We start from the raw sequence: 19,797 nt of genomic DNA on the forward strand, positions 1-19,797 counted from the left end.
TATGCGAAATCCCATTCCCGTTTCCGTGCTGACCGGTTTTCTTGGTTCAGGCAAGACGACGCTTCTCAACCGGCTTCTGAAAGATCCGGCGCTGAGCGATACGGCGGTGATCATCAATGAGTTCGGCGAAGTCGGCATCGATCACCTGCTGGTCGAGCAGGCGAGCGCAGGCGTGATCGAGCTTTCCGACGGCTGCCTGTGCTGCACGGTGCGCGGCGAACTGGTGGATACGCTGGCAGATCTTATCGATCGCCTCCAGACCGGGCGGATCAAGGCGCTGAAGCGTGTGATCATCGAAACCACCGGCCTTGCTGATCCGGCGCCGGTGCTGCATTCGATCATGGGGCATCCCGTGCTCATGCAGGCTTTCAGGCTCGATGGGGTTCTGGCAACGGTGGATGCCGTGAACGGCATGGCGACGCTCGACAATCATGAGGAAGCCGTCAAGCAGGCGGCGATGGCCGACCGCATCGTGCTGACCAAAACCGATCTGCCGGAAGCGCAGGCAGGACTGGCTGCATTGAAGGCGCGTCTTCACGCACTCAATCCCGGCGCGGATATTCTGGAAGCCGGTGAACAGCGCACAGGCTATGCGGCGCTTTTCGAATGCGGTCTCTATAATCCGGAAACGAAATCGGCGGATGTGCAGCGCTGGCTCAAGGCGGAAGCCTATGAGGACGAGCATCATGATCATTCACATCATGACCATGCTCATGTATGCGGGCCGGATTGCGATCACGACCATCATCACCACGACCACGATCATGGCCACGCGCATCATCACCATGACGATGCGATCCGGTCCTTTTCGCTGCGCCAGGATGCGCCGATCCCGCTATCGACCTTCGACATGTTCCTCGATCTTCTGCGTTCGACACATGGGGAGAAGCTTCTGCGCGTGAAGGGTATCGTGCAAATTGCGGAAGACCCCGACCGCCCGGTGGTCATTCACGGGGTGCAGAAGATTTTCCATCCGCCAGCGCGCCTGCCGCAATGGCCGCAGGATAAGCGCGAGACGCTTCTGGTGATGATCGTGAAGGATCTGCCGGAAACCTATGTGCGCGAGCTTTTCGATGCGTTTTTAGGACGCCCGGCGCTGGACAGGCCCGACCGTGACGCGCTGACCGAAAATCCGCTGGCTATTCCGGGTTTCTCGCCACGGAGCTGATACTCACTTCCTGCGAATAAGGAAGCGACGCAACGTCCCTTGACGCTCCTGCGCGAGGAGGGCGTGGCCTTCCTGCGTGCAGAAATGCGGGACGTCGATGCCTGACAGCGGATCGGTCGCCTCCACCCAGAGAAGCGCCTGGCTCGGCATTTTTTCCAGACGATTGCGGGTTTTCAAAACCGGAAGGGGGCATTTAAGCCCCCTCAGGTCATAGACAGGAATGTCATCCTGCAAAGTCATCAGTTCCCGATGATCTTCCACCATGGCTTTTTCGGTTCGGGGGCTGCGACAGGTGCCGGTTGTTCGACATTCTGCGCCACCGTGCTGGCGGTAGTCATTGGTGAGATTTGTGGAGCAGACGCTTGTGCAGGGGCTGCCGGGTTTGGCTGCGGTGCGGGCACGGCTGCGGTCTGTGCTGCAGGAATGGCAACCGGTTGCGGCGTCGCCGCAATGGCTGTCGGCTGTACGGACGGCGCTTGTGGGCGAATGTCCGGTGCACCGGCCTTTTCTGCAGAAGCGGGAGAAAGCGACGGTGGTTCGCGCGTTACTTTTTCACCGCGTGCACGTGCAGCACTCCAGGCGGAGACGAGCCTGGCTTCGGTAATGCCCTGAATGGACGGTGCCGGTGCCTTCTGGCTGGCGCTGAATGCAGACTGATAGGTCTTTTCGTAAGACGCATAGGACATGGCCTCGCCGCCAGCCGATGGCGGGCAGGCATCCGTTGCGGACAAGGGCTGGCCGTCAGGCGTCGCAACGTTGAATACATAGCGCTTTTCGCAGACATCGACTTTCGGCGGCACCTTGGCGGTTTCGAAAGCGTCGTAGCCCTGCTTCAGCATCTTCCAGAAGGAATAATTTGGATCGCTCTTGTAGCGCGCCATGTTGGCAGCCGTCATGCGGAACGGAAATGCCTGGATCTGGAAATCGCGCTGGCCGCCCTTGAAGGCGTCGCGACCGAAGGCGTAAATCTCGGCGACCTGTTCGTCGGTCATCGAGTAGCAGCCCGACGACGAGCATGCGCCGTGCACCATCAGATGCTGGCCGGTGCGGCCATTGGCACGGTCATAAGCGTTGGGGAAGCCGATATTGAACGAGAGATAATAGCTGGAATTCGGATTCATCTGGGCGGGGCGGACAGTATAGAAACCTTCCGGCGCCTGACGGTCACCCTCAATGAATTTCGGTCCGAGCTTGCCCGACCACTTGCAGATTTCGTAGGACGCAATCTGGTCGTACTTGCCGTTGTTCTTCTGCTTCCAGACTTCGAGTGTGCCTTCTTCCTTGAAAATGCGTACCATGATCGGCGAGGTGCGGGTCATGCCCTTCGCCTTCATCTTGGCAACGACCTTTTCGGGAAGCGGCTTCTCAGCCCGGAGGCTGAGATCGGATACGGACGAACCCTGACAGCCCGCGAGGAGCGCGGTTGCCATTACGGAGCCTAGAATTGCGGTTCTGATCTTCATGTCGCATCGAGTCTGTTAGAGCTACGCCAGAGACTTTATGAGCAAAAGCCAATTTCCTGAACGTGGAATTTTAAAACTGAAACCTTACGGTATCGTTTATAAATCCTTGCTCAGATAGCTAAAATCCAGCGCGTCGGCAATATGGCTGAATTTACAGCATGATGCAAATCCGAGAGGCGCGAGGCCTCCCGGATGAATTATCTCTTTGTTTTGTACCGCGCATCTTACCCCGAAAACCGCATTACACTTTTCGGGGTGCGCTCCAATTCGTGGTGAAAATCAGATGTTGCGACCGATTTCGAGGAACTTCTGGCGGCGTTCCTGCTTCAGCGTTTCGCCGTCGACATCCTTCATCGAGCGCAGCGATGCGGTGATGATGTCACCAGCCGCATCGATGACGGCTTCCTTGCCGCGATGGGCGCCGCCCAGGGGTTCAGGAATGATACCGTCGATGATCTTGAGATCGAACAGGTCCTGCGCGGTGATGCGCATGTTGGAAGCGGCATCCTTGGCGCGGGTCGAATCATGCCAGAGGATCGAGGCAGCACCTTCCGGCGAGATCACCGAATAGATCGAATGCTCAAGCATATAGACGCGGTTTGCAACGGCGATGGCGATGGCACCACCGGAGCCGCCTTCACCGATGATGATCGAGATGACCGGAACGCGCAGCCGCAGGCACTCTGCCGTCGAACGGGCAATAGCTTCGGCCTGACCGCGTTCCTCGGCGCTGACACCCGGATAGGCGCCTGCAGTATCGACGAAGGTGATGAGCGGCAACTGGAAGCGGTCGGCCATTTCCATGATGCGGACGGCCTTGCGATAGCCTTCCGGGCGGGCCGAGCCGAAATTGTGCTTCAGGCGCGTCTTGGTGTCGGAGCCTTTTTCCTGTCCGAGAATGGCAACGGCCTGTCCGTTGAAACGGGCAAAGCCACCCTGGATCGCTTCGTCATTGGCGAATTTCCGGTCGCCGGCAAGCGGGGTGAATTCGGTGAACAGCCGGTCGATATATTCCAGGCAGTGTGGACGGTCCGGATGGCGGGCGATCTGCGCCTTCTGCCAGGGTGTCAGCTTGCGATAGATGTCCTTCAGCGCATCGGCCGAACGCTTCTCGAGGCGACGAATCTCGTCGCTCATCTCGACGCTGCCTTGTTCCTGCGCGAGCTTCTTCAGCTCAAGAATCTGGCCTTCGAGGTCGGCGACGGGTTTTTCAAAATCGAGATAGTTGTACATCGGGCCTGACTGTTCGTACGTTTCTAATGAACTCGCCGTTATTGCGAGCCTGAAAAAGGCTGTTTTACGGCGCTTTACATATTCACTACTGGCTCATCTTGCAAATTTTTGATTTTCTCATAACCGGACAGAGGCTAATCGGCAAGCGGATGATGCTCGCTGACAAGCTTATGCAGTCTTTCCTCCAGCACATGGGTATAGATTTGCGTCGTGGAAATATCGGCATGGCCGAGCAATTGCTGCACGGTGCGCAGATCGGCGCCATTCTGCAGCAGATGGCTGGCAAAGGCGTGGCGAAGCACGTGCGGCGAGATAGCCGCCGCCGATAATCCTGCCCGCGCGGCAAGTCCCTTCAATTCGCGGGCAAAAACCTGACGCGCCAGATGGCCGCTTTCCGAAAAAGCCGGAAACAGCCATGGATTGTCATCGCTGCCGGGCAAGGAATCCCGCAAGGTGAGGAAACGCTGCAGCGCTTCGCGTGCCTTGGGCGAAAGCGGAACCATGCGTTCCTTGGAGCCCTTGCCGCGCACCAGCAGGAAGCGGTGGTCGGTGCGCGCGACGGTGACGGGCAGACCAACAAGTTCCGAGACACGAAGCCCCGTGGCATAGAGCGTTTCGAGAAGCGCATGAAGGCGCAAGGCTTTGATGTGGTCAGCCGGCTCGGCTGCTTCATCGGCTTCGAGCGTCGCGCGGTCGAGGAGTCTGGTGACGTGTTCGACGCTCATGATCTTCGGCAGCGGCTTTTGCTTCCTGGGCGCATCGACCGTACCGGTCGGGTCGTCTTGCCGATAGCCTTCCGAATAGAGAAAGCGGAAGAACTGGCGCAGTGCCGACAGGCGTCGGGCCTGCGATGTTGCGGCAAAGCCTTCCGCCGCCATGGCATCGATGGCACCGCGAACATGGTCTGGCCCGGCTTCAGCCAGATTGACGCCCCGCGCTGACAGTGCCTCTGCCACTGCCTCAAGATCGCGCCGGTAGGATTCAAGCGTGTTTTCCGCAGCACCCCGTTCGGCGCTCATCATTTCCAGAAAATTCTCAATCGCCAGCGATGCGCGCATCGTCACTCCTGCGGTGTCTGTGACGATTGGGGCAATTGGGGTGCCGTAGCGGCAGCTTCTGCCGAGGCAGGCTCGGCCGCGGGAGCTGGCGGAGGCGCAATCGTGACCGGTTTCAGCTTCGAAGCCGGTATATCGACGGTGATCTCGCGTGTGTCCGGTTCAACGAAATTGGCAAGTGTATACATCGCGCCATAAACGACGGCGGCGACAAGAGCGAGAAAGAGGACGAGGCGCGTTAGCGTAGGCATTCATCTTTTATGCTGTGGCATTGAGACGAAAGCAAGGAGGGGGACGAAAGCAAGGAGGAGGAATGAAAGAGGAGACAAGAGCGCAATCATGCAAAAAAGCCTTGCTTGCGGCCATGCACGCCCTGAAAACCAATCAAAGCAATTGACGGCGCGCTGTTTTTCATGTGGAACCGGAGCAAATGGACGAGGTCAATGAGCGGTACGACAAAACAAAACAATCTACATGAGAAAGCGGAGACGATCCGCGATCTGCTCGGTTCGAAAGTCGTGGTGCTCGTGGGGTTGATGGGGGCAGGAAAATCCACCGTCGGACGCAAGGCGGCAGCCTTGCTCGGACTGCCGTTTCGCGATGCCGATACGGAGATTGAAGCGGTTTCCCGCATGACCATTCCTGAATTGTTCGAAGCCTATGGCGAGGTCGAGTTCCGCGATCTCGAGCGCCGCGTCATCATGCGTCTGCTCGAAGACGGGCCGATGGTTCTGGCAACCGGTGGCGGGGCCTATATGAATGCCGAAACACGCGCGGCAGTTGGTCGTGCGGGCGTCTCCGTCTGGCTCAATGCGGAAATCGATATTCTGATGGAGCGCGTATCGCGCCGCCAGAACCGTCCGCTGCTGAAGAACAGCGATCCGCGCGGCGTCATGCTGCGGCTGATGAACGAACGCTATCCCGTCTATGCGCTGGCCGATCTCCAGTTGATGACCCGCGACGACAAGAAGGAAGTGATCGCTGCCGAACTGCTCGACGTTCTGGCGGATCATCTCGAAAATTTAGAGGCACAGTCGGTTCGGTAGAAGGAACCGCTGATTTCCCAGAGCATTTTCTGCTTTGCATGAGTCATTGGAAATGCTCTAGTTTTTGCTTTTACGCGCATCTTGTCCGAAAACAGCTTCGCACTTTTCAGGATGCGCTCTAGCCGCATGATATTGGAGACTACGCATGAATGCGCCTTTGACCGCCGATGCCAGTGTCACAACCGTTCCCGTCTCGCTTGGCGACCGTTCCTACGACATTCTGATCGGAAAGGGGCTGGTTGATCGCGCGGGCGCGGAGCTGGCGAAGCGCCTGAAAGGCGTGCGTGTAGCGGTGGTGACGGACGAAAATGTCGCCAACGCTCATCTGGAACGCCTCACTTCAAGCTTTGCCAGGGCCGGTATTGATGTAACGCCGATCATCGTTGCGCCGGGTGAGAAATCCAAATCCTTCGCCACGCTGGAAACGGTGACCGATGCTGTGCTGGCAGCACGGCTGGAGCGTGGCGATGCGGTCGTGGCGTTTGGTGGCGGCGTGGTTGGCGATCTGTCCGGCTTTGTCGCCGGTATCGTACGGCGTGGCATGAATTTCGTACAGATGCCGACTTCGCTTCTGTCGCAGGTCGATTCCTCGGTCGGCGGCAAGACCGGGATCAATACAGCCCATGGCAAGAATCTTGTCGGTGTCTTTTATCAGCCCCAGCTTGTTTTGGCCGATACGGACGTTCTCGATACGCTGAGCCCGCGCGAATTCCGGGCGGGTTACGCCGAAGTTGCGAAATACGGCCTGATCGATCGTCCTGACTTTTTCGAATGGCTGGAGCGGAACTGGCAGGAGGTTTTCTCCGGCGGCGCGGCGCGGACGGAAGCCATCGCCGAATCCTGCCGTTGCAAGGCTGCTGTCGTTGCCCGCGACGAGCGCGAAACCGGTGATCGTGCGCTTCTCAATCTCGGCCATACTTTCGGTCATGCGCTGGAAACGGCGACCGGTTACGATTCATGCCGTCTCGTGCATGGCGAAGGTGTGGCTATCGGCATGACGCTGGCCCATCGCTTCTCCGTCAAGATGAACCTGTGCGGTATCGAGGATGCGGAGCGCGTCGAAGCGCATCTGAGGGCCGTCGGCCTGCCATATCGGCTGTCGGATGTACCGGGCGGATTGCTCCCGGCGGAAAAACTGATGGATTATATCGCCCAGGACAAGAAAGTGGCGCGCGGTGCGCTCACCTTCATCCTGACGCGCGGCATCGGCCAGTCCTTTATTGCCAGGGACGTGCCGTCCACAGCCGTGCTAGAGTTTTTGAAAGAACGTCTGGTGGATTGAATTTGATGTTTGAATCCCGACTGAGTTAGATGCTGTTTCAAACGTCAAATTCGAAAAATCCACTAGATATGAAATAAGAGGACAAGGCGAATGGCTTTCGAGCTCTGGGTTATGTGCGGCATTATCCTGCTCTGCGTCATTCTCTCCGCGTTCTTTTCAGGGTCCGAAACGGCGCTGACGGCGGCCTCGCGCGCCCGCATGCTTACGCTTGAGCATAATGGAGATGACCGCGCAGGGCTGGTCCAGCGCCTCATCGGTCGCCGCGACCGGCTGATCGGCGCGCTTTTGATCGGTAATAATCTCGCCAATATTCTGGCTTCCTCGATCGCCACCAGCATTTTCCTCAATCTGTTCGGCGATGCGGGCGTCGCCTATGCGACACTGGCGATGACGGTCATTCTGGTCATCTTCGCGGAAGTGCTGCCGAAATCCTGGGCGATTGCAGGCCCCGATCGGTTTGCGCTCGGCGTGGCGCGCGGCGTGTCGCTGGTCGTGCTGATCCTCGGCCCTGTTTCCAGTGTCGTGAACCGGATCGTGCGTGCGATCCTCAAGGCTTGTGGCATCAATCTTGCCGCTGGTCGTTCCATGCTGAGCCCGCAGGACGAATTGCGCGGCGCGGTCGAGGTGCTGCATCGCGACAAGTCGCTCATCAAGGAAGACCGCGACCAGTTGGGCGGCCTCCTCGACCTCAAGGAACTGGAGGTGAGTGACGTGATGGTGCATCGGACCTCGATGGGCACCGTCAATGCCGACGCGCCGGCGGATGAGATCGTCCGTGACATTCTGGCCAGTCCGCATACGCGCATGCCGCTCTGGCGCGACGATATCGACAATATTGTCGGTATTATTCACACCAAGGATCTGTTGCGCGCGCTTTACGACGTGGACAATGATTTTACGCGCATCGACATCATGAAGGTCGCGCGCAAGCCATGGTTTGTGCCGGATACGACGACATTGCAGGACCAGCTCGACGCGTTTCTTCGTCGCAAGGCACATATTGCCATCGTCGTCGACGAATATGGCGACGTGCAGGGGCTGGTGACGCTTGAGGATATTCTGGAAGAGATCGTCGGCGATATTGCTGATGAACACGATATCGAAATCCAGGGCGTTCGCCTGCAGCCGGACGGTTCGGTGATCGTCGACGGCTCGCTGCCGATTCGCGATATCAATCGTGCCCTCGACTGGTCTTTACCCGACGAGGAGGCAACCACGATTGCCGGTCTGGTCATTCATGAGACCCAGACCATTCCCGAAGTGAAGCAGGCTTTCACCTTTTACGGGAAGCGCTTTTCCGTCCTGAAGAAGGAAAAGAACCGGCTGACACGGTTGCGTATCGTACCGCTCGATGCCGATGGCAAACCGACCCCGATTGTCGCGGCGCTGCCTCAATAACGAGGTGACCCGCTGCAGCTTTGCGATTGCAGATTCCTCATAATATTCTCGATTATCTATTATTAGATAAATCAAATAAACAATGTAATAATCGCTAATGTACTAAATAAACAAACAGTATACATGAATAAATATTGTTGAAATTACCGTAAAAGTAATGTTATATAGGATTTAAGACGTTTTTCAGCCATTATATGTGGCTTATATTAGGATGCGAAAACTTCGGGTTAATTCTTCTTCTATTCGTTATTTATAATGAAGAAATAAGACCTTCGTTCATTCGTTTATACCGGTTTCATTCCGGAAATTTCATCTCTCCGTAAAGTTCGATCCATAGTGTAAAGGCGCCTGCGAGGGCGCCTTTACATGCTTCTGGAATTATCTCCCCCAATCTGTTTACGTGGCTAGCCATCCTCCCTTCAGTGACGGCAAGTCGAGGCTGGGGCGGGAAAGGGTAGTCTGATAATTATTCAACGCCGCGTCTGTTCACCGGGAGCCGAGGGTTCAAGCGCCAATGCGTGCACACCGCCGTCGAGCTCGTCCTTCAAAAGGGCATTGATGGCGCGATGACGCGCGATGCGACTCATTCCGGCAAAAGCCTCGGCAACGATACGGATGCGGAAATGGGTTTCTCCGGTTCCGTCATAGACCTCGTGCTGGCCGCGTTCTTCGTGATGATGTCCGGCGTGGAGGTGGCTTTCATTAATGACTTCAAGCCGTTCGGGAGCGAAAGCCGTGGTCAGTTTGGCTTCCATTGCGCTTTGTTTGCTATTGTGAATGGACATTTGGACCACTTCTCCCCATATAGACGCTGTGCCTCATATAACGCTGCTTCGGTGGCAAAAGGTGGGGCAAATCCGCACAGGAAAGCCACCTGCTTCAAAATTTCGCCCAGTTGAAATGGCTCAAAGCCATACCGGACGAAATGTCAATTCTTGTTCAGCAACTCATAATCCGCATAATTCGATTCGATGACAACGAACTCAAAATTTTTCGACAGTATCCGCATCAAGCCCAAGAAGACCGCGGAAGCGAAGGCTTCAGGCCCCTGCTGCCAATGGGACGGTTGCGACAAGCCAGGCACGCATCGCGCGCCTGTCGGACGCATGCGTGAAGGCGAGTATTTCCGCTTCTGTGTTGATCACGTGCGGGAATATAACAAAAATTTCAATTACTTCTCTGGTCTTTCCGATGGAGACATCGCGAAATTCCAGAAGGATGCGATCACGGGCCATCGCCCGACCTGGTCGACGACGGCGAATTCCACCGCCAAACCGCGCACATCGCCGGATGTGGCCAAGATGCGCTCCGGCTCGGCCTCCTATCACAACCGTATCCGTGACCCCTTCAATCTTTTTAAGGAAGCCAAGGGACATGCGCCGGGTCAGAAGGCACAGCGCAAACCGCGTACGCTCGAGATAAAGGCGCTGGCGACGCTCGGTCTTGAACCAAATTCGACTGGCGATAAGATCAAGGCGCGCTATAAAGAGCTGGTAAAGCAGCACCATCCCGATGCGAATGGTGGTGATCGCGGATCGGAAGAAAGATTTCGCGACGTTATTCAGGCTTATCAATTGCTCAAGCAGGCAGGTTTTTGCTAAAGCCTGTTTGGGCCTGACAGGCTGACTATGGGAGTTGTCGCCGACAACTCCGACGGACATTCTTCTGCCGCGCGATTGCGCGGGCGCAAGCACGGATGCCCGCAACGAATTACGGAAGGGGCATACCGTCCGGCTCGCCGGAAAAATACGCCCACGGATGAAGATGAATGTCGCGGCCGGTCGCTGCCTGCCGCTCTGGAGGCATGATGAACAAGGTTGAGCGGGATATAGCCAATTTGCCGGATACAACGGTTTCGGTGCGTGACGTGTTCGGGATCGATTCCAACATGACGGTGCCGGCCTATGCGGCAGGCGATTCCTATGTGCCGGAGCTTGATCCGGATTATCTTTTCGACCGTCAGACGACGCTCGCGATCCTTGCAGGCTTTGCCTATAACCGTCGCGTGATGGTTTCCGGTTATCACGGCACCGGCAAGTCGACTCATATCGAGCAGGTCGCAGCCCGCCTCAACTGGCCTTGCGTGCGCGTCAACCTCGACAGCCATGTCAGCCGTATCGATCTTGTCGGCAAGGACGCCATCGTCGTCAAGGACGGCGTTCAGGTTACCGAATTCAAGGACGGTATCCTGCCTTGGGCTTATCAGCACAATGTGGCGCTGGTATTCGACGAATATGATGCCGGTCGTCCGGATGTGATGTTCGTCATTCAGCGTGTTCTGGAATCTTCCGGTCGCCTGACGCTCCTCGACCAGAGCCGTGTCATCCGCCCGCACCCGGCTTTCCGTCTGTTCGCAACCGCCAACACCGTTGGCCTCGGCGACACCACCGGCCTCTATCACGGCACCCAGCAGATCAACCAGGCGCAGATGGACCGTTGGTCCATCGTGACGACGCTGAACTATCTGCCGCACGACAATGAAGTGAACATCGTTCTCGCCAAGGCCAAGCATTATCAGAATGCCGAAGGCCGCGAGATCGTGAACAAGATGGTGCGTGTTGCCGACATGACCCGCCAGGCCTTCGTCAACGGCGATCTTTCGACCGTCATGAGCCCGCGTACGGTCATCACATGGTCGGAAAACGCCGCGATCTTCAATGATGTCGGCTTTGCCTTCCGCCTGACCTTCCTCAACAAGTGCGACGAACTGGAACGCCCGATTGTGGCCGAGTTCTATCAGCGCGCTTTCGGCGTGGAACTGCCGGAATCGGCAGCCAATATCGTTCTCGCCTGATGTGGAAGAAGCCTGCCGCCTGATATTTATCCGGCGGCAGAGCAATGTCTGATGCGGGGGTGGTCAGCTTCGCCCTTGCTTGAAAGCGAAGTCAGGATAGGCATATGTCGGGCCAGAAGTCAGGAATAGGCGATAATTCGCGCGAGCGTAAACCGGGACCGGTGGATTCCGAACCGTTCAAGCGTGCTCTAACGGCTTGCGTCCGTGCCATTTCCGGCGAACATGAGCTGGAGGTGGCGTTTACCAACGATCGCCCGGCATTGAGCGCCAATCGCGCCCGTCTTCCCGATCTGCCGAAGCGTCCGACCGCACATGATATTGCCGTCACACGCGGCCTCGGCGATTCCATGGCCTTGCGTCAGGCGCGTCACAATCCGCGCATTCACGCGAGCTTCGCCCCGGAAGGAAAGCAGGCGCGCGCGATTTACGACGCTGTGGAGCAGGCGCGTGTGGAAGCCATCGGCGCCCGCGCCATGTCCGGCATGGCGGACAATCTTTCCACCATGCTGGCCGATAAATATAGCCGCGCCAATTTTGCTGCCGTGACGGCCAAGGAAGATGCGCCGCTCGAGGAAGCCGTGTCGCTTCTGCTGCGCGAAAAGCTGACCGGGCGGGCTGCACCTGCGGAAGCGGGCCAGGTGCTGGAATTGTGGCGCGACTGGATCGAGCAGAAGGCTGCCGCCGATATTGCGCGGCTTGGCGATAATCTCGACGACCAGCAGGCTTTTGCGCGCACGGTGCGTGACATGCTCGCCTCTATGGACATGGCGGAAGAGCTGTCGCAGGAAGAACCGAGCGACGACGAAGAGCAGAATGACGAGCAGACGCCGGATTCCGACGAGAACGAGGAAGGCGGCGACGAGAGCCAGGAAGGCTCCGATTCGGCTGAAAGCGAAGAATCCGACAGTTCGAGCGATGAGGGCGAGCAGGGCGAGATGGATGCCGCCGATGCTTCTGCCGACGACATGGACGACAGCGACGATATCGACGCGGAAACGCCGGGCGATACGCGCCGTCCGAACCAGCCTTTCGCCAATTTTGCCGAGCATGTCGATTACAAGGTCTTCACGCGCGAGTTTGACGAAGAGGTCGAGGCCACCGATCTTTGCGACGAGGCGGAACTCGACCGTCTGCGCGGCTTCCTCGACAAGCAGCTTGCCAATCTGCAGGGCGTGGTCGGGCGCCTGGCAAACCGTCTGCAGCGCCGCCTGATGGCGCAGCAGAATCGCTCCTGGGATTTCGATCTGGAAGAGGGTTATCTCGATTCGGCCCGTCTGGTGCGCATCGTCATCGATCCGACGCAGCCGCTTTCCTACAAGCAGGAGCGCGATACCGATTTCCGCGATACGGTGGTGACGCTGGTGCTGGACAATTCCGGCTCCATGCGCGGCCGTCCGATTACGGTCGCCGCGACCTGCGCTGATATTCTGGCCCGCACGCTGGAGCGTTGCGGCGTAAAGGTGGAAATTCTGGGCTTCACCACCAAGGCGTGGAAGGGCGGCCAGTCACGCGAAGCGTGGCTTGGACGTGGCAAGCCTGCCAATCCGGGTCGCCTCAATGATCTGCGCCATATCGTCTACAAGAGCGCCGATGCGCCATGGCGTCGTTCACGGCGCAATCTCGGCCTGATGATGCGCGAAGGCCTGCTCAAGGAAAACATCGACGGCGAGGCGCTGATCTGGGCGCATCAGCGGTTGCTGGCGCGTCCTGAACAGCGCAAGATCCTGATGATGATCTCGGATGGAGCGCCGGTCGACGACTCGACGCTTTCCGTCAATCCGGGGAATTACCTTGAACGTCACCTGCGCGCCGTGATCGAAGAGATCGAAACGCGTTCGCCGGTGGAACTGATCGCAATCGGTATCGGCCATGATGTCACGCGCTATTATCAGCGTGCCGTCACGATTGTCGATGCGGAAGAGCTGGCTGGCGCCATGACGGAGCAGCTTGCTTCGCTGTTCGAGGAGCAGGGCGCTGCGGCGTCGGGCAAGGGCAGACGGCGCGCCGGTCGACGATAGAATATCGGTCAAAGAAAAGGGCGCCTGAAGCGCCCTTTTTTCATACTTGCTGTTTGGTTGCAGTCAGAACGATTTCGCGTATGCAGACGCCTTGTGGCTGCTCATAGGCATAGAGAATGGCGCGAGCCACATCGTCAGCCGAGAGCACAGGCGCGCCCATTTCCTTTTTCCATTCTTCGTAACCGGCCTTGATACCGTCGTCGCTGGTATGGCTCAGAAGTTCGGTTTCCACGGCACCGGGCGCAATCGTCACGACACGGACATTGTGCGGGGAAAGTTCCTCACGCAGATTTTCCGACATGCCATGCACGGCGAACTTGGTACCGACATAGGCAACATGATTGGCGAAGGTCTTGCGGCCAGCCACCGAACTGATGTTGATGATGGTTCCGTGCTTGCGCGCGACCATCCCGCCAGCCACGGCGTGAATGCCATTAAGGAGGCCCTTGACGTTTACTTCCAGCATCCGGTCCCACTCATCCGGGTTCTGTCTGGTTACTTCGCCGAGCAACATCACACCGGCATTGTTGACGATAGCGTCGGCGGGACCAAACTTTGCTTCGGCTTCCTGAACGGCGGCCAAAAGTGCCTTGCGGTCAGTAACGTCAACCGATTTGCAGAGCGTGTTCGGCAGGTTGAGCTTTTCCATCGCGTCCAGCCGGCGTGCCAGAAGCAGCAGCGGGTGACCACGTTGTGCAAGCATTTTTGCAGTGGCAAGGCCAATGCCCGAACTAGCACCAGTGACGATTACGAGCGGAAGCTTTTCCTTGTTAAAAGACATCTAATCAATCCTAATTTAAATATAAATATAGTCACGTTGGAACGTGAAAGCTGATGCTCGAACAAATTCAAGCGATTCTTGCTTTCTTCACGTGATATAGATACCAGTCCCGATAAAGAAAGACCGCAGGCAAAACCTGCCGTCGATCGAATATCGGTTCATATAAGACGTATTTATTGCGGAAAACCTGTTTCCATTGCCTTCAACAGATCGAGATTTCGGGAAATGGTATCAGCCGGCGTTTGTCCGGTTTGGCGCGTAAAGCGTCGGAGCAAAGACGGCGAGAACCGCGCCATAGGGGATCAGCATCAGCGTTCCCATGATGACCTTCACGAAGAAGTCACCGAAAGCCAGCGACGCCCAGAGCGGCACGCCGAGGCCGAGGAAGGATGCGGGTTCAGCAAGTGACGAATCGGGCATTCCCGTCAGCCTGTCGATCCAGCCAAAACCGGCTGCGAAGGCAATCGAGAAGAACAGGATCGTATCCAGCACCGAGCCGAACATGGCGGCGGCAAAGGGAGCCTTCCACCAGGTCTTGCGACGTAGGCGATCGAAGACGGTGATGTCCATCAGTTGTGCGAAAAGGAAGGCGGAACCGGAGGCAATCGCAATACGCGGGGTCGCGAGCCAGATCGACATGACGACGCCAAGCACGAAACCGGCATAGACGACCTTGCGCGCGGCAGCAGGGCCGAAGCGGCGATTCGTCAGGTCGTTGACCAGAAAGGCGACGGGATAGGTAAAGGCGCCGTAGGTGAGCACTTCACCGAGGCCGAAATGATGGAATGGATATTGGACAAGTATGTTCGACGCGGCAACCGCCACGCACATTGCCAGTATCGCAGGCATAAGCCGGGAATAAGAAGGTGTCTCGATTGACATTTTTTTATCCTGGGTGATGGAACCAGCAAAAAAGGCCGACAAAAGCCGACCTTTTTTGTCGAAATGTTTGGCCGGAAGCTTAGGCAGCGACTGCTTCAGCCTGCTTCTTTGCGATCTGACGCTTCAGCAGGCGAGCGCGCTGCGACAGTTCCTTGTCGTCAGACTTGACGAGGAACGCATCGAGACCGCCGCGATGCTCAACCGAACGCAGGGCGTTGGCAGAAACGCGCAGACGATAGCTCTGGCCGAGTGCTTCGGAGATCAGCGTAACATTGCAGAGGTTCGGCAGAAAGCGGCGACGCGTCTTGTTGTTCGCGTGGCTGACATTGTTGCCGTACTGGACCGACTTGCCGGTCAATTCACAAGCGCGGGACATTTTGGTCTCACCTTCAATTACGTTCTTTTCAGGCCCCGACCCGAATGTCCGAATTCAAGCAATCAACGCAGTTTGATGCTGCTGGCGCGCGATTTCGGACAGGCGGCCTATTGGGAAAGTCGCGTTTCTATAGTGACAGCAGCCGTTGCAGTCAAGTGAGATTCCGTATCCATCGCGCAAAGACGCGGTTTTCAGGCTTTCGCACGGTCTTCACGAAAGCTTGCGATCATAACTTCGCCGGTTTTGCCTGCTGCACAGATACTGTATCGAAGAATCTCACGCAACTTTGTGGCGTTCCAATGTGGTTGAAAACCATCGTGGAGACGCCGGACGAAAAGCAAGTCGCAAGCTAGGATAAAGCGGATCTGCTTTGGGTTTTTGTCTTTACGCATGTCTCTATCGGAAAACCAGTTCCCATTTTTCCGAGATGTGCTTTAGCGGAAGGAATGCGCGCATGATCGAACCGTCGCATAAGTTGAAGCCTGTCTGGCACCGGCTGGCGCATTATGGTGTGTTGACCTTTGCAGGACTGGTCTTTGCGAGCGGATCGGCCAACGCCAATGATCTTTATCGGACCGAATACGATATCTCCATTTTCGGGCTTTCGATTGCGCGATCGGCCATAGAAACCACGGTCAATGGCGCCAATTACAATCTCAACGGTCGCTTTCTGACTTCCGGTCTGGCGCGGGTATTCGACGATACGGACGGAACCGTACACGTTACCGGCAGTGCGGTCAGCGGTAAGGTCGTGCCCAAGAGCTTCGATCTGGCCTATAAGCATGGCCGCAAGAACAAGAGCACGACGATCCGTTTTGCCAATGGCAATGTCGTCTCGGCAGAAAACCAGCCGCCGGTTAAAAAGCGCGATCCATGGGTGGAAACATCGCCGCAGGACCTTCTCAATGTCAGCGATCCGTTGAGCGCATTGATGATACCGGCAAAGAACGGCCGGGCGGTCTGCGACCGCTCGCTGAGTGTGTTCGATGGCCAGATGCGCGCGGAGATCAAGCTTGCCTTCAATGGCACCGAATCATTTACGACCGACGGCTTCACCGGCGAATCGGTTATCTGCTCGGCAAAGTTTGTTCCGGTTTCCGGATATCAGAAGGGCAAGAAGGCAATCGATTATCTGAGCAATCGCAGCCGGATGACGATTTCCTTCGCATCGCTCGGCAATTCGGGCATCTATGCGCCCGTCGTGGCCCGGATCGGCACGCGGATCGGCACGCTCAAGATCGAGGCTACCCGCTTTTCCAAGGTAAACTGACCGGCGGTCAGAATTCAATGCTTGGGATGTGCGCATTCCTCGTGGTTGCCGAGAATCTCTATAACGCGGCACTGGTCGATCCGGCCATGGGCAGTGCATTCCAGCATGCGTTTCAGTTCGGTTTTAAGCGAGAGCAGTTTTGCGATGCGATGTTCCACATCGCTCAAGCGTGCGCGTGCAATGGCATCGGCCGCCGCGCATGACTGGTCGGGATTGTCCTGAAGATCGAGAAGGGTGCGGATGGCATCCACTTCGAAACCCAGATCACGTGCGTGGCGAATGAACAGCAGCCGCTGGACGTCGTGCTGGTCGTAGAGACGGCGATTGCCGTCGCTGCGCGGCGCTGAGGGCAGCAGACCGATCTGCTCGTAATAACGGATCGTCGGCACCTTGACGCCGCTCGCTTTCGACGCTTCGCCGATCGATACATTCATGATCATTTTTCGCTTGCTCCTCTAGTCACTAGAGGATGTAGACCTTGCTCAAGACAATTCAAGAGCGATCCTGAAAAGAGCAGATCATGAGTGAAATATTGAACCAGATTCGCTTTCGCATCGATGGAATGGATTGCGCATCCTGCGCAGCCAAGATCGATACTGCCGTGCGGCGTGTGCGCGGTATCGAGGATGTGTCCGTTTCTGTCACGGCAGGCACGATGACCGTCAGCCACGATGGAACAGGCGATCTCGACAAGATCGCAAGCAAGGTGCGCAGCCTCGGCTATGGCGTTGAGCCGCTCATCGAGGAAAAAACAGTCGCGAAGCATGAGCATTCGCACGATCATTCACACCACGACCACGACCATAGTGCGTGCGGGGGGCATCACGATCACGCCCATGATCATGACACCCACGACAAGGTCATTGCCGTAGCGGCCAACAGTTTCCGCTTTCAGGTCGACGGTATGGATTGCGCATCCTGCGCAGCCAAGATCGATACTGCCGTGCGGCGCCTGTCGGGCGTGACGGATGTGTCCGTTTCGGTGACCAATGGCGCGATGACCGTCAATCATGATGGAACGGCAAAGAGCGACGAAATTGCCGGAAAGGTAACGGCGCTTGGCTACAAGACCGCGCTTGCTGAAATGGCTCTCCCCGGTGCCAGTTCAGCGCGGAACACAATAGCGCCGGCAAAGCCACTGCCGTGGTGGCGCTCGAAAAAAGGTCAGATGATGTTGGCCTGCGGCGGCGGGCTGGTCGCGGCCTATATTGTCGGGCATCTTTATCCAACCATCGCGCTCTGGGCCTTTACGGCTGCCATGCTGATCGGTCTCGTGCCGATTGCCAAGCGCGCCTATATGGCGGCCATCAACGGCACGCCGTTTTCCATCGAGATGCTGATGACGATTGCTGCCGTGGGCGCAATGTTCATCGGCGCGACCGAGGAAGCGGCAGCCGTCGTGTTTCTGTTCCTGGTCGGTGAGCTTCTGGAAGGCGTTGCCGCAGGAAAGGCGCGTGCCAGCATTCAATCCCTGACCGCACTGGTGCCGAAGACTGCATTCCTTGAGAAAAACGGGACGACCACGGAAGTTGCCGCCGAAGGTCTGGCGGTTGGCGATGTGATTTCCGTGCGTCCCGGCGACCGCATGCCTGCCGACGGCGAAATCCTGACGGGTGAAAGTGCTGTCGATGAGGCACCGGTTACAGGTGAAAGCACGCCGGTCGGGAAGGCTGAAGGCGGCACGGTTTTTGCCGGCACGATCAATGGCGACGGCGTGCTGCGGGTCCGGGTTACCGCTGCCGCGCAGGACAACACCATCGCCCGCGTTGTGCGGCTGGTTGAGGAAGCGCAGGAAGCCAAGGCGCCGACGGAACGTTTCATCAATCGTTTCTCGACCTATTACACGCCGGGCGTCGTGGTTGTGGCCGCGCTCGTCGCCATTCTGCCGCCGCTTGTTGCGGGGGGTGACTGGAATGAATGGGTCTACAAGGGGCTTGCGATCCTTCTGATCGGTTGTCCTTGCGCGCTGGTCATATCCACACCTGCTGCCATTGCAGCGGCTCTGTCGTCGGGCGCACGGCGCGGCCTTCTGATGAAAGGTGGTGCGGTTCTGGAAACCATTGGCAAAATCACGGCGGCCTGCTTCGACAAGACCGGCACGCTGACCGAAGGCAAGCCGAAGGTGACAGACGTTCTCGCTGGTGATCTGTCCGAAGATGAGGTGCTGCGTCTTGCAGGCTCTCTGGATGCGGGCTCAAGCCATCCGCTGGCGCTGGCGATTGTCGGTGCCGCAGAGCAGCGCAGTCTGAAACTATCCGCTATCATGCAGGGTAAGGCCCATGGTGGCAAGGGTGTTTCAGGGACGGTTGGTGAAATGGACCTGTTTCTGGGCTCGCGCCGCGCCGCCAATGATATTGCGACCATTCCGGATGCGCTGGCGAGCCGTATTGCTGCCTGCAACGATGAAGGCAAGACCGTTTCTGTCCTTGTTGCCAATGGCAAGATTGCCGGTGCAGTCGCGATGCGTGATGAACCGCGCGCCGATGCCATTGCCGGTTTGCAGGAACTGAAGGCGGCCAATATTCGCACGGTCATGCTGACCGGCGATAATCGTCGTACCGCAGAAGCCATTGGTCGCGACCTTGGTATTGAGGTGCGGGCAGAGCTTCTGCCGGAAGACAAGCAGCGCATCGTCGGAGAGTTGCGTAAACAGGGACTGGTTGTCGCCAAGATCGGTGATGGCATCAACGATGCACCAGCACTGGCTGCAGCCGATGTCGGCATCGCCATGGGTGGCGGCACGGACGTGGCGCTGGAAACAGCCGACGCCGCAGTTCTACACGGCCGCGTTGGCGATGTGGCGGAAATGGTCGACCTTTCCAAGCGAACCATGCGCAATATCCATCAGAACATTGCCATAGCGCTTGGATTGAAGGCTGTCTTTCTGGTCACCACCGTGCTGGGCATCACCGGCCTGTGGCCCGCCATTCTGGCCGATACAGGTGCAACCGTTCTCGTGACGCTCAACGCTTTGCGGCTTCTCAGGCAACCGGCGCGATAAAACAAAAGAACCGGCGAAACCGCCGGTTCG

The 19,797-nt window shown here is 57.4% G+C and carries 20 protein-coding genes; 10 read left to right on the forward strand and 10 right to left on the reverse strand.

Translation table 11 applies throughout. The features are described from left to right. Position 1: 1 nt before the first annotated feature. Positions 2-1,168, forward strand: a complete 1,167-nt coding sequence (locus tag ACYSN1_RS07895) for a CobW family GTP-binding protein (protein ID WP_461725118.1) — start codon at positions 2-4, stop codon at positions 1,166-1,168. 3 nt (positions 1,169-1,171) lie between these two features. Here ACYSN1_RS07895 and ACYSN1_RS07900 read toward each other — a convergent pair whose 3' ends face one another. From ACYSN1_RS07900 to ACYSN1_RS07920, 5 genes are all read right to left on the reverse strand, one after another. Then, positions 1,172-1,429, reverse strand: a complete 258-nt coding sequence (locus ACYSN1_RS07900) for a sulfurtransferase TusA family protein (RefSeq protein ID WP_461725302.1) — start codon at positions 1,427-1,429, stop codon at positions 1,172-1,174. Beyond that, on the reverse strand, positions 1,408-2,631 hold the full coding sequence (locus ACYSN1_RS07905; RefSeq protein WP_461725119.1) for a L,D-transpeptidase family protein: 1,224 nt from the start codon (positions 2,629-2,631) through the stop codon (positions 1,408-1,410). The genes ACYSN1_RS07900 and ACYSN1_RS07905 overlap by 22 nt, the downstream gene beginning before the upstream one ends. A 279-nt stretch (positions 2,632-2,910) precedes the next feature. After that, the gene (locus ACYSN1_RS07910; protein ID WP_461725120.1) at positions 2,911-3,864 is read right to left on the reverse strand and encodes an acetyl-CoA carboxylase carboxyltransferase subunit alpha; all 954 of its coding nucleotides are present in this window, start codon (positions 3,862-3,864) and stop codon (positions 2,911-2,913) included. Positions 3,865-3,998: 134 nt separating this feature from the next. Beyond that, on the reverse strand, positions 3,999-4,922 hold the full coding sequence (gene xerD / locus ACYSN1_RS07915; RefSeq protein ID WP_461725121.1) for a site-specific tyrosine recombinase XerD: 924 nt from the start codon (positions 4,920-4,922) through the stop codon (positions 3,999-4,001). 2 nt (positions 4,923-4,924) lie between these two features. Then, entirely contained in the window at positions 4,925-5,170 is a 246-nt protein-coding gene (locus ACYSN1_RS07920; RefSeq protein ID WP_461725308.1) for a hypothetical protein, read from the reverse strand. A gap of 192 nt (positions 5,171-5,362) precedes the next feature. Between ACYSN1_RS07920 and ACYSN1_RS07925 the strand changes: the two genes are divergently transcribed. The 3 genes from ACYSN1_RS07925 to ACYSN1_RS07935 all read left to right on the forward strand — a co-directional run bounded on the left by ACYSN1_RS07925 (position 5,363) and on the right by ACYSN1_RS07935 (position 8,645). Continuing rightward, positions 5,363-5,965, forward strand: coding sequence for a shikimate kinase (locus ACYSN1_RS07925; RefSeq protein ID WP_461725122.1), 603 nt, complete (start codon positions 5,363-5,365; stop codon positions 5,963-5,965). A 145-nt stretch (positions 5,966-6,110) separates the two neighbouring features. After that, positions 6,111-7,247, forward strand: coding sequence for a 3-dehydroquinate synthase (aroB, locus tag ACYSN1_RS07930; RefSeq protein WP_461725123.1), 1,137 nt, complete (start codon positions 6,111-6,113; stop codon positions 7,245-7,247). Between the two features lie 90 nt (positions 7,248-7,337). Next, entirely contained in the window at positions 7,338-8,645 is a 1,308-nt protein-coding gene (locus ACYSN1_RS07935) for an HlyC/CorC family transporter (RefSeq protein WP_461725124.1), read from the forward strand. A gap of 470 nt (positions 8,646-9,115) precedes the next feature. On the opposite strand, the gene ACYSN1_RS07940 is transcribed toward ACYSN1_RS07935, so the two are convergent. Beyond that, positions 9,116-9,430, reverse strand: a complete 315-nt coding sequence (locus ACYSN1_RS07940; protein WP_461725125.1) for a BolA family protein — start codon at positions 9,428-9,430, stop codon at positions 9,116-9,118. Between ACYSN1_RS07940 and ACYSN1_RS07945 the strand changes: the two genes are divergently transcribed. The 4 genes from ACYSN1_RS07945 (at position 9,423) to cobT (ending at position 13,457) form a co-directional block, all read left to right on the forward strand. Further along, positions 9,423-9,620: a hypothetical protein gene (locus ACYSN1_RS07945; protein ID WP_140020485.1), complete on the forward strand. Its 198-nt coding sequence runs from the start codon at positions 9,423-9,425 to the stop codon at positions 9,618-9,620. The genes ACYSN1_RS07940 and ACYSN1_RS07945 overlap by 8 nt on opposite strands. Beyond that, positions 9,617-10,246: a J domain-containing protein gene (locus ACYSN1_RS07950; protein ID WP_151555417.1), complete on the forward strand. Its 630-nt coding sequence runs from the start codon at positions 9,617-9,619 to the stop codon at positions 10,244-10,246. The genes ACYSN1_RS07945 and ACYSN1_RS07950 overlap by 4 nt, the downstream gene beginning before the upstream one ends. Before the next feature lie 206 nt (positions 10,247-10,452). Next, a complete protein-coding gene (cobS, locus tag ACYSN1_RS07955) occupies positions 10,453-11,439 on the forward strand; it encodes a cobaltochelatase subunit CobS (protein ID WP_461725303.1) in 987 nt (328 codons plus the stop codon). A 104-nt stretch (positions 11,440-11,543) separates the two neighbouring features. Then, positions 11,544-13,457, forward strand: coding sequence for a cobaltochelatase subunit CobT (cobT, locus tag ACYSN1_RS07960; RefSeq protein ID WP_461725126.1), 1,914 nt, complete (start codon positions 11,544-11,546; stop codon positions 13,455-13,457). Positions 13,458-13,497: 40 nt separating this feature from the next. Here the strand turns inward: cobT and ACYSN1_RS07965 are convergent, their stop codons facing one another. The 3 genes from ACYSN1_RS07965 to rpmB all read right to left on the reverse strand — a co-directional run bounded on the left by ACYSN1_RS07965 (position 13,498) and on the right by rpmB (position 15,496). After that, positions 13,498-14,238, reverse strand: a complete 741-nt coding sequence (locus tag ACYSN1_RS07965) for an SDR family oxidoreductase (RefSeq protein WP_461725127.1) — start codon at positions 14,236-14,238, stop codon at positions 13,498-13,500. A 231-nt stretch (positions 14,239-14,469) separates the two neighbouring features. Continuing rightward, the gene (locus tag ACYSN1_RS07970; RefSeq protein ID WP_461725128.1) at positions 14,470-15,120 is read right to left on the reverse strand and encodes a queuosine precursor transporter; all 651 of its coding nucleotides are present in this window, start codon (positions 15,118-15,120) and stop codon (positions 14,470-14,472) included. Between the two features lie 79 nt (positions 15,121-15,199). Further along, positions 15,200-15,496 carry a 50S ribosomal protein L28 gene (gene rpmB, locus ACYSN1_RS07975; RefSeq protein WP_078337585.1) on the reverse strand — a complete coding sequence of 99 codons (297 nt, stop codon included), beginning with the start codon at positions 15,494-15,496 and terminating at the stop codon, positions 15,200-15,202. A gap of 454 nt (positions 15,497-15,950) precedes the next feature. Between rpmB and ACYSN1_RS07980 the strand changes: the two genes are divergently transcribed. Then, entirely contained in the window at positions 15,951-16,766 is an 816-nt protein-coding gene (locus ACYSN1_RS07980) for a DUF3108 domain-containing protein (protein ID WP_461725129.1), read from the forward strand. A 14-nt stretch (positions 16,767-16,780) separates the two neighbouring features. Here ACYSN1_RS07980 and ACYSN1_RS07985 read toward each other — a convergent pair whose 3' ends face one another. Beyond that, the gene (locus tag ACYSN1_RS07985; RefSeq protein WP_461725130.1) at positions 16,781-17,206 is read right to left on the reverse strand and encodes a MerR family transcriptional regulator; all 426 of its coding nucleotides are present in this window, start codon (positions 17,204-17,206) and stop codon (positions 16,781-16,783) included. An 80-nt stretch (positions 17,207-17,286) separates the two neighbouring features. On the opposite strand from ACYSN1_RS07985, the gene ACYSN1_RS07990 reads away from it, so the two are divergent. Next, on the forward strand, positions 17,287-19,767 hold the full coding sequence (locus tag ACYSN1_RS07990; protein WP_461725131.1) for a heavy metal translocating P-type ATPase: 2,481 nt from the start codon (positions 17,287-17,289) through the stop codon (positions 19,765-19,767). The last annotated feature ends 30 nt before the right edge of the window (positions 19,768-19,797 follow it).

The sequence above is a fragment of the Brucella sp. LJL56 genome (genome assembly GCF_054871705.1).

Coding starts and splice junctions, on each gene's coding strand:
- cobT (WP_461725126.1), top strand. CDS start 11,544: ATGTCGGGCCAGAAGTCAGGAATAGGCGATAATTCGCGCGAGCGTAAA.
- ACYSN1_RS07935 (WP_461725124.1), top strand. CDS start 7,338: ATGGCTTTCGAGCTCTGGGTTATGTGCGGCATTATCCTGCTCTGCGTC.
- ACYSN1_RS07985 (WP_461725130.1), bottom strand. CDS start 17,206: ATGATCATGAATGTATCGATCGGCGAAGCGTCGAAAGCGAGCGGCGTC.
- ACYSN1_RS07980 (WP_461725129.1), top strand. CDS start 15,951: ATGATCGAACCGTCGCATAAGTTGAAGCCTGTCTGGCACCGGCTGGCG.
- rpmB (WP_078337585.1), bottom strand. CDS start 15,496: ATGTCCCGCGCTTGTGAATTGACCGGCAAGTCGGTCCAGTACGGCAAC.
- ACYSN1_RS07940 (WP_461725125.1), bottom strand. CDS start 9,430: ATGTCCATTCACAATAGCAAACAAAGCGCAATGGAAGCCAAACTGACC.
- ACYSN1_RS07965 (WP_461725127.1), bottom strand. CDS start 14,238: ATGTCTTTTAACAAGGAAAAGCTTCCGCTCGTAATCGTCACTGGTGCT.
- cobS (WP_461725303.1), top strand. CDS start 10,453: ATGAACAAGGTTGAGCGGGATATAGCCAATTTGCCGGATACAACGGTT.
- ACYSN1_RS07905 (WP_461725119.1), bottom strand. CDS start 2,631: ATGAAGATCAGAACCGCAATTCTAGGCTCCGTAATGGCAACCGCGCTC.
- aroB (WP_461725123.1), top strand. CDS start 6,111: ATGAATGCGCCTTTGACCGCCGATGCCAGTGTCACAACCGTTCCCGTC.
- ACYSN1_RS07920 (WP_461725308.1), bottom strand. CDS start 5,170: ATGCCTACGCTAACGCGCCTCGTCCTCTTTCTCGCTCTTGTCGCCGCC.
- ACYSN1_RS07945 (WP_140020485.1), top strand. CDS start 9,423: ATGGACATTTGGACCACTTCTCCCCATATAGACGCTGTGCCTCATATA.
- ACYSN1_RS07925 (WP_461725122.1), top strand. CDS start 5,363: ATGAGCGGTACGACAAAACAAAACAATCTACATGAGAAAGCGGAGACG.
- ACYSN1_RS07970 (WP_461725128.1), bottom strand. CDS start 15,120: ATGTCAATCGAGACACCTTCTTATTCCCGGCTTATGCCTGCGATACTG.
- ACYSN1_RS07950 (WP_151555417.1), top strand. CDS start 9,617: ATGACAACGAACTCAAAATTTTTCGACAGTATCCGCATCAAGCCCAAG.
- xerD (WP_461725121.1), bottom strand. CDS start 4,922: ATGCGCGCATCGCTGGCGATTGAGAATTTTCTGGAAATGATGAGCGCC.
- ACYSN1_RS07895 (WP_461725118.1), top strand. CDS start 2: ATGCGAAATCCCATTCCCGTTTCCGTGCTGACCGGTTTTCTTGGTTCA.
- ACYSN1_RS07990 (WP_461725131.1), top strand. CDS start 17,287: ATGAGTGAAATATTGAACCAGATTCGCTTTCGCATCGATGGAATGGAT.
- ACYSN1_RS07910 (WP_461725120.1), bottom strand. CDS start 3,864: ATGTACAACTATCTCGATTTTGAAAAACCCGTCGCCGACCTCGAAGGC.